This window comes from Dellaglioa sp. CoH-56-MRSF-12, from assembly GCF_056782075.1.
Genome location: NZ_JBXAYD010000003.1, coordinates 44,484 through 69,997 on the forward strand (window position 1 = coordinate 44,484; position 25,514 = coordinate 69,997).

25 protein-coding genes and 1 tRNA gene are annotated in these 25,514 nt (G+C 35.8%); 1 reads left to right on the forward strand and 25 read right to left on the reverse strand.

Annotated elements, in window-relative coordinates; all coding sequences use genetic code 11:
* Window positions 1-14 precede the first annotated feature (14 nt).
* The 8 genes from AC1RPY_RS03915 to rpoN all read right to left on the reverse strand — a co-directional run bounded on the left by AC1RPY_RS03915 (window position 15) and on the right by rpoN (window position 9,402).
* Entirely contained in the window at window positions 15-1,562 is a 1,548-nt protein-coding gene (locus AC1RPY_RS03915; RefSeq protein ID WP_481761443.1) for a ClC family H(+)/Cl(-) exchange transporter, read from the reverse strand.
* Window positions 1,563-1,696: 134 nt separating this feature from the next.
* Window positions 1,697-2,017: a bacteriocin immunity family protein gene (locus AC1RPY_RS03920; RefSeq protein ID WP_481761444.1), complete on the reverse strand. Its 321-nt coding sequence runs from the start codon at window positions 2,015-2,017 to the stop codon at window positions 1,697-1,699.
* Window positions 2,018-2,178: 161 nt separating this feature from the next.
* The gene (gene eno / locus AC1RPY_RS03925) at window positions 2,179-3,507 is read right to left on the reverse strand and encodes a phosphopyruvate hydratase (RefSeq protein WP_481761445.1); all 1,329 of its coding nucleotides are present in this window, start codon (window positions 3,505-3,507) and stop codon (window positions 2,179-2,181) included.
* Between the two features lie 113 nt (window positions 3,508-3,620).
* Window positions 3,621-4,376 carry a triose-phosphate isomerase gene (tpiA, locus tag AC1RPY_RS03930; protein WP_481761446.1) on the reverse strand — a complete coding sequence of 252 codons (756 nt, stop codon included), beginning with the start codon at window positions 4,374-4,376 and terminating at the stop codon, window positions 3,621-3,623.
* Between the two features lie 54 nt (window positions 4,377-4,430).
* Complete coding sequence (locus AC1RPY_RS03935; protein WP_409022217.1) at window positions 4,431-5,621, reverse strand: phosphoglycerate kinase; 1,191 nt, start codon at window positions 5,619-5,621, stop codon at window positions 4,431-4,433.
* A 105-nt stretch (window positions 5,622-5,726) separates the two neighbouring features.
* Window positions 5,727-6,746, reverse strand: a complete 1,020-nt coding sequence (gene gap / locus AC1RPY_RS03940) for a type I glyceraldehyde-3-phosphate dehydrogenase (protein WP_409022216.1) — start codon at window positions 6,744-6,746, stop codon at window positions 5,727-5,729.
* 60 nt (window positions 6,747-6,806) lie between these two features.
* Window positions 6,807-7,835 (reverse strand): sugar-binding transcriptional regulator, encoded by a 1,029-nt coding sequence (locus AC1RPY_RS03945; RefSeq protein WP_481761447.1) that lies wholly within the window; start codon window positions 7,833-7,835, stop codon window positions 6,807-6,809.
* A gap of 229 nt (window positions 7,836-8,064) precedes the next feature.
* Window positions 8,065-9,402: an RNA polymerase factor sigma-54 gene (rpoN, locus tag AC1RPY_RS03950; RefSeq protein ID WP_481761448.1), complete on the reverse strand. Its 1,338-nt coding sequence runs from the start codon at window positions 9,400-9,402 to the stop codon at window positions 8,065-8,067.
* 67 nt (window positions 9,403-9,469) lie between these two features.
* On the opposite strand from rpoN, the gene AC1RPY_RS03955 reads away from it, so the two are divergent.
* Window positions 9,470-9,541 (forward strand) — tRNA-Arg (locus tag AC1RPY_RS03955).
* Window positions 9,542-9,834: 293 nt separating this feature from the next.
* Here the strand turns inward: AC1RPY_RS03955 and AC1RPY_RS03960 are convergent.
* The 17 genes from AC1RPY_RS03960 to AC1RPY_RS04040 all read right to left on the reverse strand — a co-directional run bounded on the left by AC1RPY_RS03960 (window position 9,835) and on the right by AC1RPY_RS04040 (window position 25,513).
* Window positions 9,835-10,173, reverse strand: coding sequence for a hypothetical protein (locus AC1RPY_RS03960; RefSeq protein WP_481761449.1), 339 nt, complete (start codon window positions 10,171-10,173; stop codon window positions 9,835-9,837).
* A 515-nt stretch (window positions 10,174-10,688) separates the two neighbouring features.
* A complete protein-coding gene (locus tag AC1RPY_RS03965) occupies window positions 10,689-10,994 on the reverse strand; it encodes a hypothetical protein (protein WP_481761450.1) in 306 nt (101 codons plus the stop codon).
* 314 nt (window positions 10,995-11,308) lie between these two features.
* Window positions 11,309-11,680 (reverse strand): LPXTG cell wall anchor domain-containing protein, encoded by a 372-nt coding sequence (locus AC1RPY_RS03970; protein ID WP_481761451.1) that lies wholly within the window; start codon window positions 11,678-11,680, stop codon window positions 11,309-11,311.
* A gap of 22 nt (window positions 11,681-11,702) precedes the next feature.
* A complete protein-coding gene (locus tag AC1RPY_RS03975) occupies window positions 11,703-12,794 on the reverse strand; it encodes a WxLIP family cell surface protein (protein WP_481761452.1) in 1,092 nt (363 codons plus the stop codon).
* Between the two features lie 31 nt (window positions 12,795-12,825).
* Window positions 12,826-13,593, reverse strand: coding sequence for a WxL domain-containing protein (locus tag AC1RPY_RS03980; RefSeq protein WP_481761453.1), 768 nt, complete (start codon window positions 13,591-13,593; stop codon window positions 12,826-12,828).
* Window positions 13,594-13,619: 26 nt separating this feature from the next.
* Entirely contained in the window at window positions 13,620-14,207 is a 588-nt protein-coding gene (locus AC1RPY_RS03985) for a WxL domain-containing protein (protein ID WP_481761455.1), read from the reverse strand.
* A gap of 30 nt (window positions 14,208-14,237) precedes the next feature.
* A complete protein-coding gene (locus AC1RPY_RS03990; protein WP_481761456.1) occupies window positions 14,238-14,978 on the reverse strand; it encodes a WxL domain-containing protein in 741 nt (246 codons plus the stop codon).
* Window positions 14,979-15,044: 66 nt separating this feature from the next.
* Window positions 15,045-15,794: a WxL domain-containing protein gene (locus tag AC1RPY_RS03995; RefSeq protein ID WP_481761457.1), complete on the reverse strand. Its 750-nt coding sequence runs from the start codon at window positions 15,792-15,794 to the stop codon at window positions 15,045-15,047.
* A gap of 58 nt (window positions 15,795-15,852) precedes the next feature.
* Window positions 15,853-16,614 (reverse strand): WxL domain-containing protein, encoded by a 762-nt coding sequence (locus AC1RPY_RS04000; RefSeq protein WP_481761458.1) that lies wholly within the window; start codon window positions 16,612-16,614, stop codon window positions 15,853-15,855.
* 25 nt (window positions 16,615-16,639) lie between these two features.
* Window positions 16,640-17,356, reverse strand: coding sequence for a WxL domain-containing protein (locus tag AC1RPY_RS04005; protein ID WP_481761459.1), 717 nt, complete (start codon window positions 17,354-17,356; stop codon window positions 16,640-16,642).
* A gap of 86 nt (window positions 17,357-17,442) precedes the next feature.
* Window positions 17,443-20,007, reverse strand: coding sequence for a hypothetical protein (locus tag AC1RPY_RS04010; RefSeq protein ID WP_481761460.1), 2,565 nt, complete (start codon window positions 20,005-20,007; stop codon window positions 17,443-17,445).
* A gap of 327 nt (window positions 20,008-20,334) precedes the next feature.
* Window positions 20,335-21,543: an Ig-like domain-containing protein gene (locus tag AC1RPY_RS04015; RefSeq protein ID WP_481761461.1), complete on the reverse strand. Its 1,209-nt coding sequence runs from the start codon at window positions 21,541-21,543 to the stop codon at window positions 20,335-20,337.
* Between the two features lie 273 nt (window positions 21,544-21,816).
* Entirely contained in the window at window positions 21,817-22,143 is a 327-nt protein-coding gene (locus tag AC1RPY_RS04020) for an LPXTG cell wall anchor domain-containing protein (RefSeq protein ID WP_481761462.1), read from the reverse strand.
* Between the two features lie 22 nt (window positions 22,144-22,165).
* Entirely contained in the window at window positions 22,166-23,254 is a 1,089-nt protein-coding gene (locus tag AC1RPY_RS04025) for a WxLIP family cell surface protein (protein ID WP_481761463.1), read from the reverse strand.
* Window positions 23,255-23,285: 31 nt separating this feature from the next.
* On the reverse strand, window positions 23,286-24,077 hold the full coding sequence (locus AC1RPY_RS04030; RefSeq protein WP_481761464.1) for a WxL domain-containing protein: 792 nt from the start codon (window positions 24,075-24,077) through the stop codon (window positions 23,286-23,288).
* 26 nt (window positions 24,078-24,103) lie between these two features.
* A complete protein-coding gene (locus AC1RPY_RS04035; RefSeq protein WP_481761465.1) occupies window positions 24,104-24,709 on the reverse strand; it encodes a WxL domain-containing protein in 606 nt (201 codons plus the stop codon).
* 39 nt (window positions 24,710-24,748) lie between these two features.
* On the reverse strand, window positions 24,749-25,513 hold the full coding sequence (locus AC1RPY_RS04040; RefSeq protein ID WP_481761466.1) for a WxL domain-containing protein: 765 nt from the start codon (window positions 25,511-25,513) through the stop codon (window positions 24,749-24,751).
* Window position 25,514 lies beyond the last annotated feature (1 nt).

Below are 25,514 nucleotides of genomic sequence, written 5' to 3' on the forward strand. Positions count from 1 at the left end.
CCGTTATTATTTTATTAAAGTGATTCAAATCCGGATAATGTATCCATTTCTGTCTTAAGTTTAGGTCGATTTTGGTGCTCAGTCAAAAGAACTAATGTATCTCCTGCTTTTAAAACCGTCACACCATGTGGAATTAATTGCTTTTCACCACGTCTAACCGTGATTAATAAGCTATTTTCAGGCCAAACTACTTCTGAAACTTTTTTATTTTCTAAATTTGATCCAGCAAAAATAGGCGTCTCAAGTCGGTCCTTTTTACCGCCCAAATCAATTTCATTTTGACCAATTAATTTTTTAAGTAAAGAATCGTAGATAGGTGCGCCGCCTAAAATATCAATAACTAAAAATGAAACTAATGAAATAATGGCTAGTGGCATTAAGTGATGTAAACTACCCACCATTTCCGTAACTAATAAAATAGCTGTAAAAGGTGCTTTACCAATTCCAGCAAAGTACCCGGCCATTCCAAAAATAATAAAATCAGTTATATATTTAGCTGGTAACAACCCTAACATTATCATAACAGTTGCATACCCAGCGCCAATAATAGCGCCTAATGTTAGAATAGGCAGAAAAATACCACCTGGTAATCCAGAACCATAGGATATCATTGAAAAGATAAATCTTAAAAGAAAGAGTCCCAATAAAACGGTCAATGATTTACTTTGAACTAGACTTAAAATAATCTCATTACCGCCACCTAAAGTTTGTGGTAAGTATAATCCAATCGGAATAACTAAAATAAAAGGGACAATTGAGCGATAAAAAATCGGAATTTTATGTAGAATATTATATAAATCAGTCGATTTAAGTAATACGTTTTGATACAGATAGCCTAGGAGGCCCAAAATAAGCCCTAAAGCAATCAAATGCCAGTATTGTAACAATGATAAGGTCTGAATATCCATCATTTGTAGCGCCGGTTTTAGACCGAAAAAATGCAATGAAATATAATTGGCTGAAATTGAACTAGCTAATGCTGTTGTCCAAATCAACGGTGAAAAATTATGATACACTTCCTCTAATATAAAAAGCGTACTCGCAATTGGTGCATTAAAAGCTGCGGATAGACCTGCAGCGCCACCACCTGCAATCAGAATGCGGCGTTCCGATTCAGTATGTTTAGTCATCTCTGCGAATCCTTGTCCGACTGCTGCACCTAGTTGAATAGATGGGCCTTCACGGCCGAGGAATAGCCCTGATCCAATGCCTAAAACACCACCGATAAATTTTCGCCATAAAACTGACCACCAACGCATTTCAAGATTACCAGCAAGCTGGCCCTCTACTTGCGGAATACCGGATCCCATAATATTTGGCTCTTGCTTCATTAGTGTTCCAATACCTAGTACCATAGCTAGACTCAAAAGAATCATTGGAAACAGTAACCACATATTCTGATTAATTGCCTGGTAAAAATAGATAAAGACTTTAAGCACATAAATAATAGCTAACCTAAATAGACTTACAACGATACCTGTAACGAGCCCAATTAATAGCCCTCTTAAAATAAATATGAGATTAGTTAAATTCAATCGCTCTTTGATACCTTGTTTTGTCATAAAACCATACACACCTCTTCATTCTATTAGTATATGCTAAAATCCAATTATTTGCTGAACTCATTAGTAACAAAAAAAGAATTATTCAACTATTGAATAACTCTTCTTAAAAACTAGCATAATCTAATGATCACTTAAGGATGATAAATCATACTCATAGCTATAAGTCCCCAGCCTAAATTTTTTTTAAATAAACCGGTTGTCGAAATTTCCATATAAAATCGACCAACGTCAGCACTTAACTTTATTTTATTTTTTAAATTACTTACAGCCAATAAGCGCAACGACTCCGCTAAATCAGCGACTGCCTTCTCGAAGTACTGCCCACGCTCAACTTTATTTTTAAAATCAACTAATAAGAGACGTTCCTCATTTGTCGTTTCTTCGTTTAAAATAAGATCATAAACTTTTGATGTTAGATCATCTTGTATTGTAATACGCTCTGATTTTTTCATACACGCTCACATTCCTAACTATAATTTCCAACATCTAAATTATACAACAATAAGTTTTACCTTTCAATATAGTGCGTCCTATTATAATACAAAAAAGGTCCCACCTAAAATCAAATTAGGTAGGACCTTCTTTCAATCAGAAACGCTTAATTCATAAAGAATTATTTGTTAACGATTGTATCGCGAGCATCTGAACTCAAGTTGTAGAATGAGTGGATACCTTTGTATTCTGATGTTTCTTCTAAGTTATCTTCAATTCTCATTAATTGGTTGTACTTAGCGATACGATCAACACGGCTCAATGAACCAGTCTTGATTTGGCCAGCATTAGTTGCAACAACTAAGTCAGCGATAGTTGTATCTTCAGTTTCACCTGAACGATGAGAAACGATAGCTGTATAACCAGCTTCTTTAGCCATTTCGATAGCTTCCATTGTTTCTGTAAGTGTACCGATTTGGTTAACTTTGATAAGGATTGAGTTTGAAACGCCCATTTCGATACCTTTTTTAAGGTAGTCAGTGTTTGTAACAAATAAATCATCCCCAACTAATTGAACTTTGTTGCCCAATTTAGCTGTCATCATCTTCCAGCCTTCCCAATCGTTTTCATCCAAGCCATCTTCAATTGAGATAACTGGGTATTTGTCAACGATTGCTTCAAGGAATTCAACCATTTCTTCAGAAGTATAATCTTGGCCATTTTCGCCTTCATATTGTAATCTATATTTGCCAGTTTCAGCATTGTAGAATTCTGATGAAGCAGCATCAAATGCGATAGCAATATCTTTACCAGGTTTGTAACCGGCACGTTCGATTGCTTCGATTAAGATTTCAAATGGTTCTTCATTGTTCTTAAGATCAGGAGCGAAACCACCTTCATCACCAACAGCAGTAGAGTAGCCTTTTTCAGCTAAAATCTTTTGTAAGTTATGGAATGTTTCTGAACCCATACGTACAGCTTCTTTGATAGAAGGTGCGCCAACAGGCATGATCATGAATTCTTGGAAATCAACACTGTTGTTAGCATGTGATCCACCATTGATAACGTTCATCATAGGAGTTGGAAGGACATGTGCGTTAAATCCGCCTAAGTAACTGTATAAAGGAACTTCTAATTCATCAGCAGCAGCACGAGCAGCAGCAATTGAAACACCTAAAATAGCGTTAGCGCCCAATTTACCTTTGTTTGGTGTACCATCTAATGCGATCATAGCTTTATCAATACCAACTTGATCAGTAACATCATATCCAACAATTTCTTTAACGATAATGTTGTTTACGTTGTCAACAGCTTTAGTAACGCCTAAGCCCATGTAACGAGATTTGTCGCCATCACGTAATTCAACGGCTTCATGTTCACCAGTTGAAGCACCTGAAGGAACAATTCCGCGGCCCATTGCGCCGTCTTCTGTGTAAACTTCAACTTCAACAGTTGGGTTACCGCGTGAATCTAGAACTTCGCGTGCATAAATATCTGTAATCATTGACATAAATTTGTACTCTCCTTTAAAAACGTTTTTTGGCGGGGATACAATAACACCCTTACCATTATTTTAATAGTTTATTGATTCATTTTCAATCTTTTTAACAGCTAAAATACGAATTATGCTTTGAAGTTAACAAGGTCTAAGTATGAAGCAGTTTCCATACTTGCGCCACCAACTAAACCACCATCAATATCGTCTTTACCCATTAATTCTACGACGTTACCAGGTTTAACTGAACCACCGTATTGGATACGAACTTTATCAGCAACTGTTTGGTCATACAAATCAGCAACTGTTTTACGAATTACTGCACAGATTTCTTGTGCTTGGTCAGAAGTAGCTGTTTCACCAGTACCGATAGCCCAGATTGGTTCGTATGCAATAACTGCAAGATTAACTTGTTCAACAGATAAGCCTCTTAATGCAGCAGAAACTTGTCCAGCAACCCATGATTCTGCTTCGCCGGCTTGACGTTGTTCTAACGTTTCACCACAGCAGATAATAGGAACCATACCATTATTGAAAACAGCATGTGCTTTTTTGTTAATATCGTCATCATTTTCGCCGAAGTATTCGCGACGTTCTGAATGACCAATAACAACATAGTCAACACCCATTTCAGAAAGAACTTTTGGTGAAGTTTCACCAGTAAAAGCACCTTCATCTTCAAAGTATGCATTTTCAGCAGCAACTTTTAAGTCAGTACCTTTAGCAGCATCAAGTAATGTTTGTAAATCTACTGCAGGAGCAGCAATAACAGATTCAACATCGTCAAACTTTGGTAATTTACCTTTAAGACCTGCTACGAATTCAGCAGTTTCTTTAGGGCCTTTGTTCATTTTCCAGTTACCAGCAATAATTGGTTTACGCAAAATAATAACTTCCTTTCGTTAATAGACGGTTTCTTACGACAATTTAATTAAAAATTATTTTGTTGTAATAGCAGCAATACCTGGTAAAGTTTTACCTTCAAGGTATTCAAGTGAAGCGCCACCACCAGTAGAAATATGAGTTAATTGATCAGCAACACCTAATTGTTGAACAGCAGCAGTTGAATCACCACCACCAACGATTGTTGTAGCTTCTGATAAAGTACCCAAGAATTTACCGATTTCAAGTGTTCCGTTAGCATAGTTGCTCATTTCGAATACACCCATTGGTCCGTTCCATACAACTGTTTTAGCATCTTTTAAAACATCTTTAAATTCTGCAACAGATTTAGGTCCGATATCCAATGCCATGTAACCGTCAGGAATGTCACCATCAACAGTTTTGTGTTCAACATCGTTATCAAATTTTTCAGCAACGATTGAATCAACTGGTAATACTAATTTGTCGCCAGCTTCTTCAATGATTTGTTTAGCTAAATCAATTTTGTCTGTTTCAACTAATGATGAACCAATCTTCATACCTTTAGCAGCGTAGAAAGTATAAGTCATACCACCACCAACGATAACTTTGTCAGCTTTTTTAAGTAAATGAGAAATAACACCAATCTTATCTGAAACTTTTGCGCCACCTAAGATAGCAACAAATGGACGTTTTGGTTCGTCAACAGCTTCACCTAAGAATTTGATTTCTTTTTCCATTAAGAATCCAGCAGCAGCTTGTTCCATGTTGCTTGAGATTCCAACGTTAGAAGCATGTGCACGATGAGCTGTACCGAAAGCATCATTGACAAACAAGTCGCCAAGTGAAGCCCAGTATTTACCTAATTCAGGATCGTTTTTGCTTTCTTTTTTACCATCTAAATCTTCAAAACGTGTGTTTTCCATTACTAAAACATCGCCGTCTTTCATTGCTGCAATTGCGTCTTCTAATTGAGGACCACGTGTAGCAGGAACAAAAGTAACAGGTTTGTTTAATAAGTTAGATAAACGTTCTGCAACTGGACGTAATGATAATTCTTTTTTGTCTTCTTCAGTCTTAATACGACCAAGATGAGAAAGAAGAATGGCTTTACCACCATTTTCAGTTACATATTTGATAGTTGGTAATGCAGCAACGATACGGTTATCATTACCAATCACACCGTTTTTAATAGGAACATTAAAATCGACACGAATTAAAACTTTTTTGTCATTTACATCTAAATCTGAAACGATTAATTTAGCCATTATAATAGCCTCCTGTGTAATTTTGATTAAATAAAAAGGCAGAGGGAGTATTGCGTCCCTCCGCCTAAGCATAGTTATATGCGGTTTTAAAAAAGTTTAACTAGATTATGCTTCTAAGCTAGCAAATTTTTCTAATGTACGAATCATTTGTGCTGTAAAGCCAGATTCGTTATCGTACCAAGCAACAGTTTTAACCAATTGGTTAGCGCCAGTACCAGTTACTTCAGTTTGTGTTGGGTCAAAGATTGAACCAAAACTTGTACCAATGATATCTGATGAAACGATTTCGTCAGCATTGTAACCAAATGATTCGTTGTTTTCAGTTCTTGCTTTAATAGCAGCATTTACTTCATCAACTGTAAGATCTTTTGATTTCAAGATTGTAACCAATTCTGTCAATGAACCAGTAATAACTGGGACACGTTGTGCATGGCCATTCAATTTACCAACAAGATCAGGGATTACCATACCGATAGCTTTAGCAGCACCAGTAGAATGAGGAATTGTGTTACCTGCAGCAGCGCGTGCAGCACGTAAGTTTCCACCACGGTCAGGACCATCTTGTAATTTTTGTGTAGCTGTGTAAGCATGAACTGTTGTCATTGTACCAACTTCGATACCGAAAGCATCGTTAACAGCGCCAGCAAGTGGTGCTAAACAGTTAGTAGTACATGAACCAGCAGAAGCAATCTTAGTATCTGAAGTTAAAATGTCATCATTTACACCGTAAACGATTGTAGGCATTTTACCAGCAGGAGCTGAGATTAATACACGTTTTGCGCCAGCTTTAATATGAGCTGAAGCTTTTTCTTCTGATGCGTAAAAACCAGTTGATTCTAATACGATATCAACATTATTGTTTTTAACCCAAGGAATATTTGATGCATCTGCTTCTGCATATACAGGAATTTCCTTACCATTAACAACAATACCATTATCTGTTGCGCTAACTTCTGCGTCGAAGTTACCATGGGCTGTATCATATTTTAATAAATGAGCCAACATTGATGGAGAAGTTAAATCGTTGATTGCTACAACTTCGATGTTATCTGAAACTTCAGCAATACGACGGAAAGCTAAACGACCAATACGGCCAAAACCGTTAATACCAACTTTTACTGACATACTTAAATTTCCTCCTTTAGGAAATGAAGATTTATTTATTTTAAAAAGCGTGTTTGCACACTACTTTTTTAAAATCGAGTTTGCGGCACCCTCATCCGTGATTAACCACGTCTGTTTAGGTGCAAGTTTCATGTATGCCACAATTGCTTCGGCCTTAGAATGGCCACCTGCAACTGCGAAAATACATTTTATGTGCGTGAGATCCTCTATTTGTAAACCGATACGAGGAATCCTATAAACGACCTTGCCTTGAGCATCAAAGAAATATCCGAATGCCTCACCTACAGCTTTGTCCTCTTTCAACATGTCTATTATACCACTAGACATGTCACGACGCTTAGCCATATGCATTGCTTCTCCAATACTGTGAATTACAGCATTGCTTTCCTTGATTAAGTTCAAAACTTCTTGAATGCTCGGTTCTTCAAGAAGAGGCTCGTACGTTTTCTCACTTAGTTGTTCAGGTACATACAAGGCTCTATGTTTGCCGCCTGTGTGTAATGCCATCTTACCACTAATCGAGTTGGCTTGTATATCTACTGATTCACCAACACCACCTCTGGCTGGTAAAAAAGTTAAATCGCGCTTAATTGAAAGACGTGTTGTCAACTGATCAGCTACTTGAGCCATCGTTGTGCCACCCATTACCGCAATTAAATTTTTACCTTCTGGCAATAAGAGTGCTAACTTAGCAGCTAGACTCTTACCCATTGACTCTAAAACTTTAGGTTGTTCATCGGAATCGCCTGATACAATCAAACAATGTTCAATGCCTAAAATTCGACTCAACTCTTGTTCATCCTGTCGAACACCAACTAAATTATCCATCACTTTTTCAAGGCCATGTAGTACTGATATACCTCTATCCGTTAGCGTCATTCCTGACTTACCAACGACGATAAGTTCTTGCTTACGCAGAAAATCTGTTTCGGTTCTCATAACGCGTTCGCTTAGATTTAAAGTTGCTGCCAACATTCTGCGACCAACAGGCATCATCCATTCAATCTGTCTTAAAACAAAATATCTTTGTTTTAAAACTTTAATCATGTCTGGTGCAATTGCTTCGATCCACTCTAATTCATGATGCATACTGCACCTGCTCTCTTATGGGGCATTATTTGTCCCACAGTGTCGCATTATGACCCATTAATTCTAAAAAAACAAAGCACGATAACATTCTGCATTAATCAAAGTGTCTTCATACCTTTATTACAAGACAAATTATATCAGGTTGTTTCATACTTTGCAAGCACTTCAAACGACTATCTGCCATGTCAGCAATTGACGTTTGATATATGAGATAAGGTCATAATTGTTCCTAATCCTTGTAGCGTTTTCTTGCTGATGACGATGGAATGTTCAGGTTTTCACGATATTTTGCAACTGTTCGTCTCGAAATATCGATGTTTTGTTTCATTAATTGTAAAACTATTTTTTGATCAGAGAAAGGTTTCGTTTTATCTTCAGATTCAATCAAAGTCTGCATAGTTGTCATAATCGTTTTTGAAGATAGCTCTTCAGCATTCTTTTTGTTCTTATTTGCGATTTGTCCAAAGAATGATTTTATTTCATAAACACCAGATTCTGTTTCAATGTACTTATCATTAACGGTTCGACTAATTGTTGATTCGTGAACACCTAAAGCGGCTGCAACTTCCCGTAAAAGTAATGGCTTAATTGGTTTGGTTTTATCAGTGAAGAAGTCAGCCTGATATTTCAAAATATATTGTCCTACTTTTAAAATGGTATCGCCTCGTTGTTTCAAGCCATGAACTAGCCATTCATATTCCCGTTTCTTTTCAGTTAAATATTTGATTACTTCAGGATCTTGGTCTTTTGACATATCATCAAAATATTTTTGTTGAAAAACAACTTCAGGCTGTGCACCGCGAACTTTGAATAATGTTAATTCATTATTACTTTTTTTCAAAACTAAATCTGGATAGATTTTACCAATTCTAGTTGTCCCAAATCCTGCACCTGGATTAGGTGATAATGTGCGAACAAAATCTGATATTTCTTGAATTTCTGAAAGATTAACACGATATTTTTTTGCTATGTCCGACCATTTACGATCGACAAAGTTATCAAAATCATCTTTTATGACTGTATATGCCAATTCAGGCGCTAAATCGTCAGAATCAATCTGTAACATTAAACTTTCTTGTAAATTACGTGCACCAACACCGGGCGGATCTAAGCGTTGAATCAAGGTTAACGCATCTAATAACATAATGGGTGGTATTCCTGATTCTTCTGCTAAATCATCCAAATTAGCATTAAAATAGCCCGTCTGTTCAATATAATCTACTAAGTAAAGAACAACCTTTCTAAGCGGTGTTTGACGCATCGTTAGATAAATTTGTTCCAATAAATAATCCAATAAAGATTGTGATTCATCATCACTGACTGAATTCATATAATCAGTATCACCATTTGTTGTTAGATTAACTTTATAACGAGACTCCCCTGCTTGGATTCTCTGATTGTCGTCAACAGCTTCAATCAAAGGGTTTTCCATCATTTTTTCAGTGACAAATTCTTGTAAATCTTCTATATTATATTGCAACATTTTAATTGATTGTTGGAGCTCTGGTGTCATTGCCAGTTTTTGAATTTGCGTTTGTTGTTGCTTAAATTTCTGTTCAATAGCCATTATTTCTCAACCTCCGCTTTCGTTACTTGTTTTTTTTACGTAATTCAGCTAAACTATTAACTATACTGCGCCGTTGGTGTAATGGATAGCACGTAAGATTCCGGTTCTTGAGCTGAGGGTTCGACTCCCTCATGGCGCATCGTTAAAATTAAAATATTTTCTTTTGAAAAACCTTATATGTTGATATAAGGTTTTTTGTTTTCGCTTACATTAATTATATATCATGTTTCTTAAGATAGCCATGGCGTTCTTACCACACTACAAAATATAATAAGCAACATAGTAGAAAAAAATTAGTTCAATCAATAATAAATTAAAATCGTTAATATAGTTGGATTGTAATCGTTACCATTACGTTTCATAAAAAATAAATCCTACCTCAATTAAGAGATAGGATTTTCTGTTTAGCTCTTTTTACCGTAATCACCCATTTTAATACGAAGTCATTTTTGGGAATTTAATCATAAAGAAGATAGAAATAATTGACCCAATGTAACAAGCCCAAACTAACGGGTCTGTATAAACCAAATTTGATAGAGTTACATTTAAAATCACATTAAAAATTGATAGTATTATAATACCACGATATTTACATAATTTATTCTGTAATAAAATCATAATTATCTCAATGTTCCCTACTAATAACATGAATACATCTTCACTATAGAATTTACCTGAAAGAGCATGAACAATCATTATAATTGCAAGAATCATTAATATTATATTTAAACTGATTGCTATTATTTTTGAATTGATTACTTTTCTAATCATTTAGTTTCTCCTGATTTATAGTATTTACATATAAAGAACAGTGAAATCAAAATAGCTACCAGGAAGGATTCTAATGTAGGAAGATAACAATCATTATTAATCTCAATGATCAACATAATTGCGTTTAATACAATATTAAACATTGAAAGGATTACTATTATTATTTTATCGAAATAATTAAATTGGACAATCAGCATAAAAAATTGTAAAAGAACGATTATACTTGATACTGAAAGGAATAGATCTATATGTTGACTTCCCATTCCGCCTAATGAAAATGCAGTATCAAGAAATAAACTAAAAGTTTCTATAATAAATATAATATTAAAAAATGAATGTAATACTTTGGAATTTTTTAAAAGTTTCAACATTTTTAGCTCCTTAATATGATGTTATTTTATGAATATAAATAGGGTTAAATGAACCCGCAGCATAATATGGCTATTCCTTTATTTTATATACCTCAACATATTTACCTTTTCCCGAATGTTGATGAAAAATTTGATTTTCCTACTCTAAAAGAAATTTCTAAAACTTAAATAAATTACTATAATAACATCTAGAAATACCCAATACATTAATAATAAGTATTTAAATTTAGGTACTAAGTACTTATTATGCCTTTTAATCATTACATCTAATAAATACGTAATAGTATATATAATACCCATTCCAAATAATAATAAAACACCTAAAACAAGTAACCCATCACCATTATTTAAGCCAATACCATTTCTATGGATATATCCATCTATGATAAATATAAAGGGTATTATTTGTATCCCGATAGTCGCTAATATTTCTATATATATTTTTCCCATACTATCCCCTTTTAATATTTTGTGAATATACTGTGGGATAAAACTACCCTTAAATGCTATTACTTTAATCTATTTTTTCATTAACAACATTTTTATGCTATCATAATTTCAACATTACTTCAAAGTGATTTAACCATAACGTTAATCTAATTTAATATTTAAGCAAAAACCCAACCTCTTAAATTAAGGGCTCTGTAATATATTTATCAACAACAGTTGTAATAGAACCTTTAATAAATATCGCAATAAAAAAAGAGTTTTTCCTCGTATTTTTACGAGGAAAAACTCTTTTTAGTTAAACTATTAAATTTTAATTATTTTGCATAATTTCTTTTAAACCAGCCAACTAATCCCATAGCTAGCAACAGAACAAGGCCCATCATTGATAGTCCTGATTCTTTCATTTCACTAGTCTGAGGTAAACTGGTTTGACCTTTTGCTGCATTTTTTAAGACAGGTGTTTTCCCATCCGGTGTTACCTGTGAAGTTGTTGGCGTCGTGGGGGACGTTGTTGTTGGTCTTGTTGTCGGTGTGGTTGGTTTCGTTTTCTCTGGCATTTTACCAACGAATTCGATTCCAACCTCACTAGTATAACTAGCCGCTTCTGCAGTATTACCGAATGCACCTAAACTAAAAGATAACCCCAAAAGACTAATTATTAAAACACTCATTAGTTTTTTTCTCATAACCATACCTCGTCTATTTTGACTACTTATCTTCTTTTTTATCAGTTTGTAATTCTTCTAGAATTTGTCGTTTTGCTTCTGCGACAGCTTCTTCTTTATCTTTTTTGTTACGACGACGAACTAAGAACCAGATGAGCAACAATAGAAGTAATAGCAAGAAGATTCCTGCAAGGATATACCACATTGTGTAATCTTTTTCTAAGTCAACCGCTTTTTCGTTCAATTTATCTGCCGTTGCGCCATCAATTGTGAAATATTCTGTCCATTTCCACTTATGTACCCCAGAAGTCGCCGTCATTTCTAAACGGTACTTACCAGGCTTAAAGGGTTGGTTATCCCAGAAAATGCCATAATTAAAGTTTGTATTTGGAGCCATTGTCATATTCGAAGTGGTTGAAGCATGTAGTGCTTTATCACCATTTCTTGAATAGACTTTTCCATCAACTTTCAGGTTACGGATTGGTGTTGTTGTTGGATCTTGTAAGTTTACCTTCAATGTATTACGGAAATTAACTGATCCGGGCTCAATCTTAAGTAATTTCATATCAGGCTTAACAACATCGTCAGTTTCAGTTAACGTTGTCCCAATAACAAAGGCATAACGGTTTTTAATTTGAACGTTACTCTTTGATTTTTTTTCACTATCTTTGTTAATTTTTTCATAGAAGTACAAGCCACCGTCAATTTCGCCATTGAATTTCTTAGCGGGCATTGTGATATGGAATGTATGCTCAATGCTTTTCTTAGCCGGTACTGTCACTTCTTTATCTGACTTAATGATTGAAGATAGAGGGTTTACCATTGTTTTATCAAGTTTTGGTTTCACGTGACTGTATTCAACCACTCCGTTATCATTTGTAATCGCTGTATTTGCTTCAGCCATTACAGTAACATCTTTGTTAGTCGAATTTTTTAATGTGACAGTAATGTCTTGCTTTTGGTTCGGTTTCATTTTTAAATTAAAATACGTTTGGCGCTTATCAATTTGGTTGTTTGGAATATTTGCAGTAACAGCAAAGTTCATTTCAGCAGCATTCGCTTTTTGAACTTGTCCACTAAATATAACTAATCCTGCCACAAACGCCATAATGATTCCAAAAAATTTTTTATTCAATGTAAAAATCCTCTTTCTTCTCAAATTAACTTTATGGAGCCGCCGTCAATGTCCAGTTTAATGTCGACGTATATGTTTCACCAGCTACTTTTTCAGCCGGGCCAGGCACATCCAATCTCGCTGATTTATTACCTGTTGTTGCATCACCCATTGCTATTGTCCAGGTCCCTGTGGGATTAGTATTGGCAGTTGGATCTACTACTTGATATGATGCACCGTCACCTTTTAATAATATACTATCGGTAAATAAACCGGCATCAGGATCTCCGTTATCTGTTTTCGATGCTACATTTTTTATTGTAAGCACAGTACCCTTAAGTTCATTAGCACCACTTTTAAATGATGTGTTACTAACCGTCAACGACCAGTTTCCTGTCGTATTATTTGTAACCTGAACGTAATTAGGTACATCCCTATAATCTGCATCCGTGAGCTTATCTATAACCCACTCACCTGTAGCTTCATCACGATGTCCTGTTAAATCAGCTACTTTATCAAAAGCAGCATAATAAGATTTTTTATTTCCTGAAATTTTCTGAGTACCAAAATGTAAATCAGAAATATAATCTATCCTCAGGTCACCAGTAGTTGGCGTAACTGGATTAATTGGTTGTACTGGTTTTGTCGGATCTAATGGATCAACTGGACCAGACTTTGCAAGTAATGTTAAGTTAGCCGCTGTGGTTGCAGTTTTTCCATCAGGCGCTACTGCTGCATCAGCCACTGAATTTCCCATTATTGAAATTGCAAGGAGGGGGACAATGGCTACTACTAGTCGTAAGTTTTTTTTCAAGCTCATTGTTTTAACCTATCCCTTTCTGCATCCTATAATGGTGCGTCGTTTAACGTCCATGTAATTACTGATGTATATTTTTCTTTTAATTTAGTTGATGCACCAGGTACGTCTAAGGTTGCCTTAGTAACAGGTAACGTGTTAGTACCCATACCCATGTCTTTAGCTGCATCTACTACTGCAACACTTTGACTAGATCCGTCTAAAACCATATCCGCTGTTGGTTGGGTAGCATTATAACTTGCCCCATTATTATTAGAAACAGTTCCAGGCGTCAATGTTAACTTAGCCCCAGCTAATTCTTTTGAGCCGGTAAACTGTGTGTTGGCAACTGTTAATTTCCAACCTTCATTTGAACCACGGTTGTCATCAACAACGATAGAATCTGTAATAGTAGCTGCATCATATTTTGCATCTGATCCACTAATTTTTTGATCTCCAAAATCAACACTTGGTGCCTTTGTCAATTTAATTTCTCCAGCTCCAGTAGCAGGATCAGCTACAAAGTTGACATCACCTGATGAAGGTAATGTTACATCAGCAGCATGTACTGCTGGTGCTACTGTTGAAAACAAAGTAACGGTTAAAAGTGCTGCTGTTGCAATTGCTGTTTTCTTCATAATTTATTTCCCCTTTTGTTAACCCAATTTTTATAAGTTTGCGTCTGTTAATGTCCATGTTAAATCTGTTGTATATATTGTTCCAAGATTTTTAGCTGTTTTACCAGGTACTGTTAATGAAACGGCTTTAGCTTTAGCATCTTTACCAAATGAATCAGTCCATGTTCCCATTCCTTGACCGTCTGTAGCAGTAACAACCTTAACATCGCTACCAACTGTAGGAGCAACGACACTATTATTATCTTTATCACCAATTATTGATGGTGTTGTTGTCGCATCCATATTTGTTGAATTAAATGTTTGATCTTTCATACTCAATTGAGCACCAGTTAATTCTTTTGTACCGTCAGTAAATGCGCCTTCTTGCTTAACATTAACTGTCCAACCAGCATTTGATCCACGGTTATCTGTTACTTGTAAGTAGTTAGCTACTTCTTTTGCTGTTCCTTTAGAATCTGTTATTTCAACAGGAGCTGCGTAGTAAGTTGTATCACTACCAGAAACTTTATTTTTTGAACCAAAATCAAAGTTTGAAACATAATCTAATGATAATGGACCATTTGTTCCTGGGTTAATTGGAGGGTCTGTTGGGTCAACTGGATCTGTTGGATCTGTTGGATCAACTGGACCTGTTGGATCTGTATTATCTGTAAAACCAACGCTACCTTTTGTTGGAAGTGATCCTACTGTTGCTGCATTTACAGCTGGTGCTGCAATTAAACCTAATGTTGTTAATACGATTGCGCTTGTTACGATTTTAGTTGTTTTCATTTTAATTTCCCCTTTTTTTAATTCCCTATTTTTTTGTAGCCTATTAGAAAGTGATATGACTTAATTTTATAAACCAGCGTCTGTTAATGTCCATGTTAAATCTGTTGTATATGATGAACCGACCGTTTTAGCTGAATTACCAGGTACTTTCAATGAGACAGCTTTACTTGCTGTATCTTTTGTAGCATCAGCATCGTAGACACCAAATGAATCTGTCCAAGTCCCCATACCTTGATCCTTACCAGCATCTAAGACAGCAACGTCAGCACCAATTGATGTTGTAATTGTAGCTTTAGCTATAGCTGGATCTGTTGTTCCGCCAATATTTTTAGAATTTAAAGTTTGTGTTCCCATACTTAGCTGTGCGCCATCTAAATCAGTCTTACTATCGTTAAATTGTTTTACTTGTTTAACTGACAATTTCCAGCCTTTATTTGATCCACGTTTATCTGTTACTTGTAGGTAGTTAGCTCTTGTAACTTCTTTACCATCTTTATCAGCTAATTTAACAGGTGCAGCGTAGTAAGTTGTATCGTCTCCAGAAACCTTATTTTTTGAACCAAAATCAAAGTTAGAAACGTAATCAATTGATAATGGGCCAGGTGTTCCTGGTTGAGGATTATCTGGGTCTGTTGGATCCGTTGGGCCTACTGGGCCTGTTGGATCCGTTGGATCAACGGGTGTTGTTGGATCTGTATTTTCCATAAATCCAACCTTACCTGTTGATGTATAATCTGCAGCATGTACTGCAGGTGCTGCAGCTAAACCTAATGTTGATAAAATAATTGCGCTTGTAACGATTTTAGTTGTTTTCATAATTTATTTCCCCTTTTAATTAATAACCATTTTTATTTTTTATTGACTAATTTAGATTTTATAAGTTAGCGTCTGTAAGTGTCCATGTAATATCTGATGTGTATTTTTCTGCAACTTTTTTACTATCACCAGGGATAGCTAATTTAACAGAAGCTTTGGCTTTAGCAGCATCTGTTGTTGCGTTACCAAAGGATTCAGACCATGTACCAGAACCTGCGCCATCTTTTGCTTGCATAACAACTTTGTCCCCTGATGTAGCTGAAATGTCAACGCTATTTGTTAATGTTGGTTTTGGTTTTGATGCGTTATTATCAGCATTAGTTGCTTCAGGATTAGATAACGTAATTGTTGTCCCATCTAATTCTGATTTTGTTGTTTCACTTGTAAATGCTTTTGCTTGTTGAACAGTAAGTTTCCAACCTGCTACTGTTCCACGGTTATCTGAAACTTGTAGGAAGTTTGCAAGATCTTTATCAGCTCCGGATGCATCTTTAACTGTCACTAATTGAGAGTCATATGTTTCGTTGTTACCTGACATCTTTTGAGCACCAAAGTTAAAGTTAGAAACATAATCGATTGATAATGGGCCACCAGTACCTGGATCTGTTGGGTTTGTAGGATCTGTTGGATCAATAGTATGTCCAGGATCTGTTGGATCCGTAATACCAGGATCTGTTGTACCATCATTTTTAGTCAATTCAATTTTACCGTGTGATGTATATGTTTGTGTTTCAGATGCATGAGCAGTTGTCATAATGGCACCTGTCACACCTACGCCTAATAATGTACTTAATAATAATTTACTTGAATTTTTCATCATTTATTTCCCCTTTATATAACCTTTTTTATAAGTTAGCATCTGTCAAAGTCCATGTTAATTCAGACTTATAAGCCCCTGCTACTTTGTTTGATTCAGCTGGAACAAGTAATGACACACTTTGTTTGGCAGCTGTATTATCTTTACCAAAACGGTCTGTCCATGTTCCCATACCTTTGTCGACCTTGGCTGTCATCACAGTAACTGCTTTGCCATCTGGATTGATGGCTGCTTGACTAGCTGTCGGCTGACTCATATTACTACTTCCGTTAGTTGTTCCATTCATTAACGTAATAATCGTTCCATCTAATTTATTTTTACCATTCATAAATGGATTGGTCTGTGCAACAGTTAGTTTCCAGCCTGCGTTTGAACCACGATTATCCGTTACTTGAACATAGTTTGGATATTCCCCAACCTTACCGTTTTTATCAACTAACTGGTCAAGTTGTGCATAATAAACACTGTCTTTACCAGAAATTTGTTGTTGACTAAATTGTAAGTTCGAAACGTAATCAATTGATAATGGTCCATCTGTTCCAGGATTAACTGGTTTAACCGGTTTTAACGGATCAGTTGGATTTGTTGGATCAACTGGCGGTGTACCGTCAGTATTTTTCACGAATTCAATAGTTGCATGCGACTGATAATTCACTGTTTCGCTTGCCAAAGCTTGCGTTACGGTAAAACCAGCCGGTACCATACTACCTAAAAGAACTCCCAAAATTAACTTTCTTTTTATCATCGTATCTACTCCCCTCGTCAGATTTTGATGTTTTTATAATATTAGCAAAATGCTAATGATTAACGTTAATTAAGCAAGGATTAGGATTAAGGCGCATCCGTTAGTGTCCATGTTATTTCCCCTGCATACTTACCTGCTTTAAGTGACATGTTGCTTCCATTAAGTTCAGCAACAACACCTTTATCGGCTGCCCAAGTGACATCTTTAGTTTCTTCTGTCTGACCTGAACCAACCTCTGTACTACCAGTATCTAAATCTTGTGCAGTTCCAGTTGCATCTATATATTTCAAAACACCTTTCAATGTGTTAGATCCATCTGTTAAAGGTTTTGAAACGCTAGCCTTCAATGTCCAAGCTGTTTTGCCTAGATTAGAAATTGATACAGTATTTTCAGCAGTACGTTGAAGATTGAAATTTTCTCCACTGTAAGGCAACATTACCCCATCTTTTGAACCAAAAGTCATTTCATCAGAGGCTGCAGTAATTGCTAAACCACCACCTGCAACTGTGATCTTAATCGTTTTTTCAACACCCTGAGCATTTACAATAACTGCTTCATAGTCACCAGCACTAGAAGTTGGTGTAAGTGTCGTTGATTTAACTGTAACTTTAGAATCAGCACCAGTTGATAGTATCCAACCTTTAGCCGAACTCTCTGTTAATATGAACTCATTTAATTTAGTCTCTGTTAATCCCGAGATAGATTTACTGTCCGTACTAAAATCCTTAGCGTAAACTACAGAATCACCATCAACGACGGTATCACCATCTATTACATTGACAGGAACGGCAACTTTAGCAGTTTCATTAGGTGTCACATCCGTATCCGTCAAAATCATATCTTGTATATAGAAACCAACTTTTGTGTTATCAAGTGGTTTATTTGATGGATTTGTAGGATCAATTTCTAATGTATGTTTATTAGTATTCATAATTGTTAAATCTTTGATTAATTTTGTTTCATCTATTGTAACGGTTCCGCCAACATCAATTTTTTGTGGAATAGCAGTTGCACCCAACTTGAATAAGTTGACAGTTACGGTAACTGGTTTTAATTGTTCGGTACCTCCAGCATCAATCGCAGTTACTATAACTTTATTTGCACCTACTTTTAATTTTGTAGGGTCAATCTTTGCAGAATAATCGACACCATCTTTTGTTGTTTCATAAGTATTCTCTGCTGGCGATGATATTGACCCATCTGGATACTTAATTTGAATGTATCCCTTTGTACTATCTTCATCTGAAACTTTACCTACAATTTTAAATGAATCTGTTTGATCCGCATAAGCATTAATTGTTGATGGTGTTACAGTTGCAACAGGTGGAATACTTGGTGTCGTTTCTTTATAAGTTAAGTAAGAACCTGTCGTTAATGTTTCTCCTGGGGCTAACGTTTTAGGATTAGCTTTTATTACAAAAGCACTATCTCCCTTAAACGGAGTATCTGGCTGACTAATGTCGTTGATAGCTATAATTTTATCAAGCACTGATGTCTCCATTCCAGTTCCTACAGCTCCACCTTTGAAATAACTACTTATATTTGATATATCTAATATACCAGTACCGGTAGCTTTCCCAGCTGAATAATTAGTCCAACCACCCAAGCTAGTATTATTACCGGGATCCTTCAATCTGTAATTCAAGGTATGTTTATCACTTACCATTTTAAATCCATTGTTAGGTCCCAAACTTTTTACAGGGACGTCATCCTTATCAACCAAAGTATCGACCCCCTGAGCTGCACCAATAGCTCGAGTTGCAGTATCATTATTTGTGATACTGAAATAACTATATATACCACCTGCTGCATCATACATTTCTTCAAATGTATAGCTCACCTTATATGTTACATCGTACATTGTAGCTTTGAATCCAGTACCATCATTATTTTTATAAAGATGGTAATCTGTAATTGGTCCAAGTTTTACAGCACTTTCAATTGTATTAGGCGTCGTGTTACTTTCTGCTGCATACCCATATCCACGATCTTTTGGAATAGCATTATTAATGATAATTCCATAAGACTTTCTTGGATTAGGATTTCTTCCACTGGCACCAACCTTCGTAAATGCCCAACTAGATGCATTACCCTGTTCACTGTAAGAATCGTTATTTGTCAGCGCACTTGGTTGGAAATTAAATGCTGCATTACCAAAATATAAAACAGGAGTCGCTGTATCATCTGCTTTTCCCGCGTTGTTTGTTGGAACACCATTTACTAACTTCCCGCCTCCTGTAAGTGACACATACTCATTTTTAGAATTTGATGCCACATCGGTAGTACTCCACTGAGTATTAATGGCCCCTTGTGATGGACCAACATAACCAGCAGCTGGTACTGCTGTCTCACTTTTTTTAGTCGTTGCTACTTTTTTTGTTGGTGCTTTCGTTACTTCTTCTTTAGTTGCTACTTCGCTTGTTATTTCTTCTTTTGTTGCTTTTATCGATGTACTTTTTTCGGTTGTTTTTTCAGAAGATGCTGTTTGAGGTTTAACGGTTTCATCTAGCTCTTTAGCTTGGACAGAAGTTCCTGGGCCCTCATTGTTAACCACGTTAACAATGCTACCTGTCATCACTCCTGCTAAGATAATTCCCGTCATTAACGTTGCTGAGATTCGTTCTTTTTTATTACTGTTATGCCCTTTCATTGTTTAGTCCTCCCCCTATAGTTGCTGCCTATTTATACCTAACATTACTATATTTAACTCATTAGTCTAGCTGATTAGTTGTGACCCCCTAGTCCCTCCTAATAGATTTATTCGTTAACTTAGCTGTAACCTAATCGCAAACTTATTATCTGGTTACTGCGACATAGCCAGTTTACCTATAATCTATTTAAATGTAAACATATTTTTTTAATTAAAAAATATTTATCTAATTTATGAAGTAACCGCTTTATCGATTTTGTTTTAATACAAAAGTAATTCATCAAAAAAAATGATGAATTACTTTTGCCAATTTACAGTTTATTTTGGTTACCCTTCACGAACTGGAACTACCGTTGCAAGACTTATTTCTGTCCCATTTGTTTCAGTTATATAAAGAAGTGTATAGGCTCCTTGTTCTGGAATTTGTACAGAGAAACTAAGATCTGACTGTACGACTGTTCTAGCAATTTCATTACCGCTTGCATCAGCAATAATAATTGTATTTCCAGCTGTTTCTCCAGTACCTGTTAAATATTTATCACTTTGATAATAAGAATCAACAGTTGGTTTAGCAATCGTAACATCTTTATGCTTAACTACCGTAGTTTTCACATCACTCCAACCAACACCTGTATTCTGACGAACACTAACTGTTGTATCTTCATGTTGTTTAGGAATAGTAACTTCGTAAAGTCCATTTTCATCAACGATACCTGTCCCTATAACTTTATCGCCAACTTTAACTTCAATTTTAGCACCTGGAACACCACGACCTGATACCGTTGTATCTGTATCAAAAATTGTTTCAACGGTTGGAATTTCTTTCAAAAGTGCCCAACCCGGGTCTAGGTGATATGTTGGCAACGTGTCAGAAGCATTATATGAACCCAACACGTCCCAATCAATTGGCGCACCATTTTTTACTAAACCACTATTAAATATATAACTTGAGTTATTTTCTGCGTCCGCTACTCTGATACCTGTATCTGTTACCATTTGCCCAATATCAAGAGATAAATGAACTTTGAAGTCGGCAAATGCAATCCAAGAATGAGATGGATTTTTGATTCGTAATGTTTTACCATTATCCTCAACTCGGATATCATTTTTATTATACGTATATTTACTTCCGTTATTAAATTGGAAATTTCCTGTTATATAATTATTGAACGAATCATGGTTAAAAAGTGGAACTAACTCTGAAGGAACTGACAAGACATAGTCTGTCGATTCATTAATTCCTGCCGAAATAATCGACTTTCCTTCATAATCAAAATCTAATGTACCTGTTGTCACTGTATTATTACCTTGTAAGTGTAGACCACTTGCACCCGTTCCAGATACTTTCATTGAGCCTCTTGTAATAACACCTAATTCTTTCGTACCTACTTTAGCTGTCGCCACCTGCTTTTCATGGTTACTAGCATCTACGGAATTATTAGCTACCCCTAAAATCATTACTGAATTCAATAATCCAACCACCGCTACCGTTTTAATCACATTCTTCTTTGTCTGACTCATTTCTACTTTGTTCATTTTATTCATCTCCTCTATTTTGGTTTATAAACAATTATTTGATACAGGCCCTCCATAAAAAAATTAGTTAGAGCATTACTAATACCTCCTTATATTTATATTTATTTTTTTATTAATACCTTAAACACAGCTTATCATGTTAACGCTTTCTTTTGCAAATTTAACCACTAGTATATTTTTAATTTTAACTAAATTGGACTTAGATAATAAGCAAAAAAAATAAGCTATCTTCATATAAATACGAAGGTAGCCTACTTTAATTTTAACTATTCTTTATTTTGATTGCTTTGAATCGTTATATTTAACCCATCCAATTAATCCTGCGGTTGATAAAAGAATAAATCCTATCATTGATAATCCTGATCCTTTTATTTCACCGGTTTGAGGTAATCTGTTTTGATTCGATGCAACATTCTTTGAGACAGGTGTTCTCCCGTCTGGATCTGGTGTCACCTGAGAAGTTGTTGGCATTTTACCTACAAATTCAATTCCCATTTCACTTGTATAACTAGCCGCTTCTGCGGTATTACCGAATGCACCTAAACTAAAAGATAACCCCAAAAGACCAATTACTAAAGTACTCGTTATTTTTTTCCCCATAACCATACCTCACCCATTTCGACTACTTATCTTCTTTTTCACCAGTTTGTAATTCTGATAAAATTTGTCGTTTTGCTTCTGCGACAGCTTCTTCTTTATCTTTTTTATTACGACGAACTAAGAACCAAATAATCAATAATACAAGTAGAAGTAAGAAGATTCCTGCAAGAATATACCACATTGTATAATCTTTTTCTAAGTCAACTGCCTTTTCGTTCAATTTATCTGCCGTTGCGCCATCAATTGTGAAGTTTTCAGTCCATTTCCACTTATTCACACCAGAAGTTGCCGTCATTTCTAGACGGTACTTACCAGGTTTAAAGGGTTGGTTGTCCCAAAAAATACCATAATTAAAATTCGTATTGGGAGCCATTGTCATATTCGAAGTGGTTGAAGCATGTAAGGCTTCATCCCCATTTCTTGAATAGACTTTTCCGGCTACCTTTAAATTACGAATAGGTGTTGTTGTTGGGTTTTGTAAATTTACCTTCAATGTATTACGGAAATTAACTGAACCTGGTTCAATTTTAAGTAATTTCATATCAGGTTTAACAACATCATCTGTTTCAGTTAACGTTGTCCCAATCACAAATGCATAACGGTTTTTAATTTGAACGTTACTCTTTGATTTTTTTTCACTATCTTTGTCGATCTTTTCATAGAAGTATAATCCACCATCGATTTCGCCATTAAATTTCTTAGCGGGCATTGTGATATGGAACGTATGCACAACACTTTTCTTGGCTGGAATTGTCACTTCTTTATCCGACTTAACAATTGAAGATAGAGGATTTACCATTGTTTTATCAAGTTTTGGTTTCACATGACTATATTCAACCACACCGTTATCGTTGGTTACAGCTGTATTTGCCTCAGCCATTACGACAACTGCTTTATTAGTCGAATTTTTCAATGTGACAGTAACATCTTGTTTCTGATTAGGCTTCATTTTTAAATTAAAATAGGTTTGGCGCTTATCAACTTGATTACTTGGAAGATTTGCAGTAACGGCAAAGTTCATTTCAGCAGCGTTCGCTTTTTGAACTTGTCCACTAAATAAAACCAATCCTGCCACAAACGCCATTATGATTCCAAAAAATTTTTTATTCAATGTAAAAATCCTCTTTCTTTTCAAATTAGCTTTATGGAGCCGCTATCAATGTCCATTTCAACGTTGATGTATAAGCTTCTTTTGTTTTCACAGTGGTACCAGGAACAAATAACGACACTGCATCGTTTCCTGTAGAGTTAGTTCCCGCTTTATCAGTACCCATAGCAAGTGTCCAAGTACCGAACGGATTATCACTATTACCATCTGTCGTACTAACAACCGAAACAGGAGTACCACCAGTTCCTGTAAGTTTAACGTTACCTGGTAAGTCCCCGCTTAGCCCTAAACCTGGATTTTCACTATGTGCTTCGATATTCTTAATATTTAGTACAGCACCTTTAAGCACGTTCCCGCTAGGACTTTTAAAAACAGTGTTACTAACACCTAATGACCAATTACCCGTTGTATTATTTGTGACCTGGGCGTAATTAGGTACATTATAATAATCTTTATCTGTTAGGTTTTGTGTGTCCCACACTCCACTTGAGTCACGACGGTTAGTCATGTCAGCTACTTTATCAAAAGTTGCATAGTAGGTTTTATTACTCCCCGAGATATCCTGTGCCCCAAAATGAAAACTAGAAATATAATCTATTCTTAAGTCTCCAGTTGTTGGCGTAACTTGATTGAGTGGGTGCACTGGTTTTGATGGATCTAACGGATCAACAGGACCAGACTTTTCAAGTAATGTTAAGTTAGCTGATGATATCGCAGTTTTTCCATCAGTTGCAACTGCTGCATCGGCTACTGAATTTACCATCATCGAAAATGCAAGGAGGGGGACAATGGCTACTGCTAGTCGTATATTTTTTTTCAAGCTCATTGTTTTAACCTATCCCTTTCTGCATTTTATAATGCTGCGTCTTTTAATGTCCATGTAATTGTTGATGTATATTTTTCATTTAATTTACTTGTTGCACCAGGTACTTCTAAAGTTGCTTTAGTAACAGGTAATGTGTTAGGCCCCATACCTTTATCTTTAGCTGCATCTACTGCTGGAACAGCTTTAGATGAACCATCTAAAAGCATAGTTGCTGCAGGATTAGCCACAAACTTTGCCCCATTACCATTAATAATTGAACCATTTGTTAAGGTTAACTTAGCACCATCAAGTGCCGTACCCGTTGCCGTGGCAAATTGTGTATTTGCAACTGTTAAATTCCAACCGACATTTGAGCCACGGTTATCATCAACTTGGATATTAGCATCCTCTGGTTTAGCGCCAAAAGACGTTTGTTCATAAGTTTTTGTTGATCCACTAATTTCTTGATCCCCAAAATCAACACTCGGTGCACTGATTAGCTTAAGTTCGCCTGCCCCAGTAGCTGGATTAGCTACGAAGTTAACATCACCTGTTGTGCCTTTTGTAATATCGGCAGCATGTGCTGCAGGTGCTAATGTTGAAAATAACGTAACTGCTAAAAGTGCTGATGTTGCAATTGCTGCTTTTTTCATAATTAATTTCCCCTTTGGTTTAACTTACTTCTAATCTTTTTATAGACCTGCGTCTGTTAATGTCCATGTTAAGTTAGTTTTGTAACTTGTTCCAATTGATTTAGCTGTTTTACCAGGTACTTCTAATGAGATTGCTTTCATTGAAGCATCTGTATCTGTTCCATCGACATATGTGCCAAATGAATCAGTCCAAGTACCCATACCTTGACCCTTAGCAGCACTTACAACTTCAACATCTTTTCCAACAGTTGGTGTAATAACACCACTATTTAAAGCAGTTGGGATTGTTGTCGTGTCACCAATATTTGAAGAATTAAATGTTTGACCGGTCATTTTTAATTGCGCACCAGCCAACTCAGAAGTCCCATCATTAAATTGGGCATCTTGATTTACTGAAAGTTTCCAACCACCATTTGTACCACGGTTATCAGTTACTTGTAAGTAATTAGCACGTTTAACCTTATCACCTTTACTATCTGTAGCTGAAATTGGTTGTGCATAGTAAGTTTCTGTAGAACCAGAAATCTTATGATCAGCACCAAAATCAAGATTAGAGATGTAATCAATCGATAAAGGTCCATCTGTACCAGGTTTGATTGGATCTGGATCTGGATCTGGTGTAATTGGATTTGTTGGATCGATTGGATCTGTGGGATTTGTTGGGCTTGTGCTTCCTGCGACAAAACCTACTTTACCTGTTTCATTATATGTTTGTGTATTATTTGCGGCATGTACAGCTGGTGCTGCAGTCAAACCTAATGTTGTTAACGCAATTGCACTTGCAACGATTTTTGTTGTTTTCATT

Coding starts and splice junctions, on each gene's coding strand:
- AC1RPY_RS03970 (WP_481761451.1), bottom strand. CDS start 11,680: ATGAGAAAAAAACTAATGAGTGTTTTAATAATTAGTCTTTTGGGGTTA.
- gap (WP_409022216.1), bottom strand. CDS start 6,746: ATGTCAGTAAAAGTTGGTATTAACGGTTTTGGCCGTATTGGTCGTTTA.
- AC1RPY_RS04020 (WP_481761462.1), bottom strand. CDS start 22,143: ATGGGGAAAAAAATAACGAGTACTTTAGTAATTGGTCTTTTGGGGTTA.
- AC1RPY_RS03965 (WP_481761450.1), bottom strand. CDS start 10,994: ATGGGAAAAATATATATAGAAATATTAGCGACTATCGGGATACAAATA.
- AC1RPY_RS03995 (WP_481761457.1), bottom strand. CDS start 15,794: ATGAAAACAACTAAAATCGTTACAAGCGCAATTATTTTATCAACATTA.
- rpoN (WP_481761448.1), bottom strand. CDS start 9,402: ATGGCTATTGAACAGAAATTTAAGCAACAACAAACGCAAATTCAAAAA.
- AC1RPY_RS03915 (WP_481761443.1), bottom strand. CDS start 1,562: ATGACAAAACAAGGTATCAAAGAGCGATTGAATTTAACTAATCTCATA.
- AC1RPY_RS03980 (WP_481761453.1), bottom strand. CDS start 13,593: ATGAGCTTGAAAAAAAACTTACGACTAGTAGTAGCCATTGTCCCCCTC.
- AC1RPY_RS03935 (WP_409022217.1), bottom strand. CDS start 5,621: ATGGCTAAATTAATCGTTTCAGATTTAGATGTAAATGACAAAAAAGTT.
- AC1RPY_RS04040 (WP_481761466.1), bottom strand. CDS start 25,513: ATGAAAACAACAAAAATCGTTGCAAGTGCAATTGCGTTAACAACATTA.
- AC1RPY_RS04035 (WP_481761465.1), bottom strand. CDS start 24,709: ATGAAAAAAGCAGCAATTGCAACATCAGCACTTTTAGCAGTTACGTTA.
- AC1RPY_RS03945 (WP_481761447.1), bottom strand. CDS start 7,835: ATGCATCATGAATTAGAGTGGATCGAAGCAATTGCACCAGACATGATT.
- AC1RPY_RS04015 (WP_481761461.1), bottom strand. CDS start 21,543: ATGAACAAAGTAGAAATGAGTCAGACAAAGAAGAATGTGATTAAAACG.
- AC1RPY_RS03990 (WP_481761456.1), bottom strand. CDS start 14,978: ATGAAAACAACTAAAATCGTAACAAGCGCAATCGTATTAACAACATTA.
- AC1RPY_RS04000 (WP_481761458.1), bottom strand. CDS start 16,614: ATGATGAAAAATTCAAGTAAATTATTATTAAGTACATTATTAGGCGTA.
- AC1RPY_RS03985 (WP_481761455.1), bottom strand. CDS start 14,207: ATGAAGAAAACAGCAATTGCAACAGCAGCACTTTTAACCGTTACTTTG.
- AC1RPY_RS03920 (WP_481761444.1), bottom strand. CDS start 2,017: ATGAAAAAATCAGAGCGTATTACAATACAAGATGATCTAACATCAAAA.
- eno (WP_481761445.1), bottom strand. CDS start 3,507: ATGTCAATGATTACAGATATTTATGCACGCGAAGTTCTAGATTCACGC.
- AC1RPY_RS04030 (WP_481761464.1), bottom strand. CDS start 24,077: ATGAGCTTGAAAAAAAATATACGACTAGCAGTAGCCATTGTCCCCCTC.
- AC1RPY_RS04005 (WP_481761459.1), bottom strand. CDS start 17,356: ATGATAAAAAGAAAGTTAATTTTGGGAGTTCTTTTAGGTAGTATGGTA.
- AC1RPY_RS03960 (WP_481761449.1), bottom strand. CDS start 10,173: ATGATTAGAAAAGTAATCAATTCAAAAATAATAGCAATCAGTTTAAAT.
- AC1RPY_RS04010 (WP_481761460.1), bottom strand. CDS start 20,007: ATGAAAGGGCATAACAGTAATAAAAAAGAACGAATCTCAGCAACGTTA.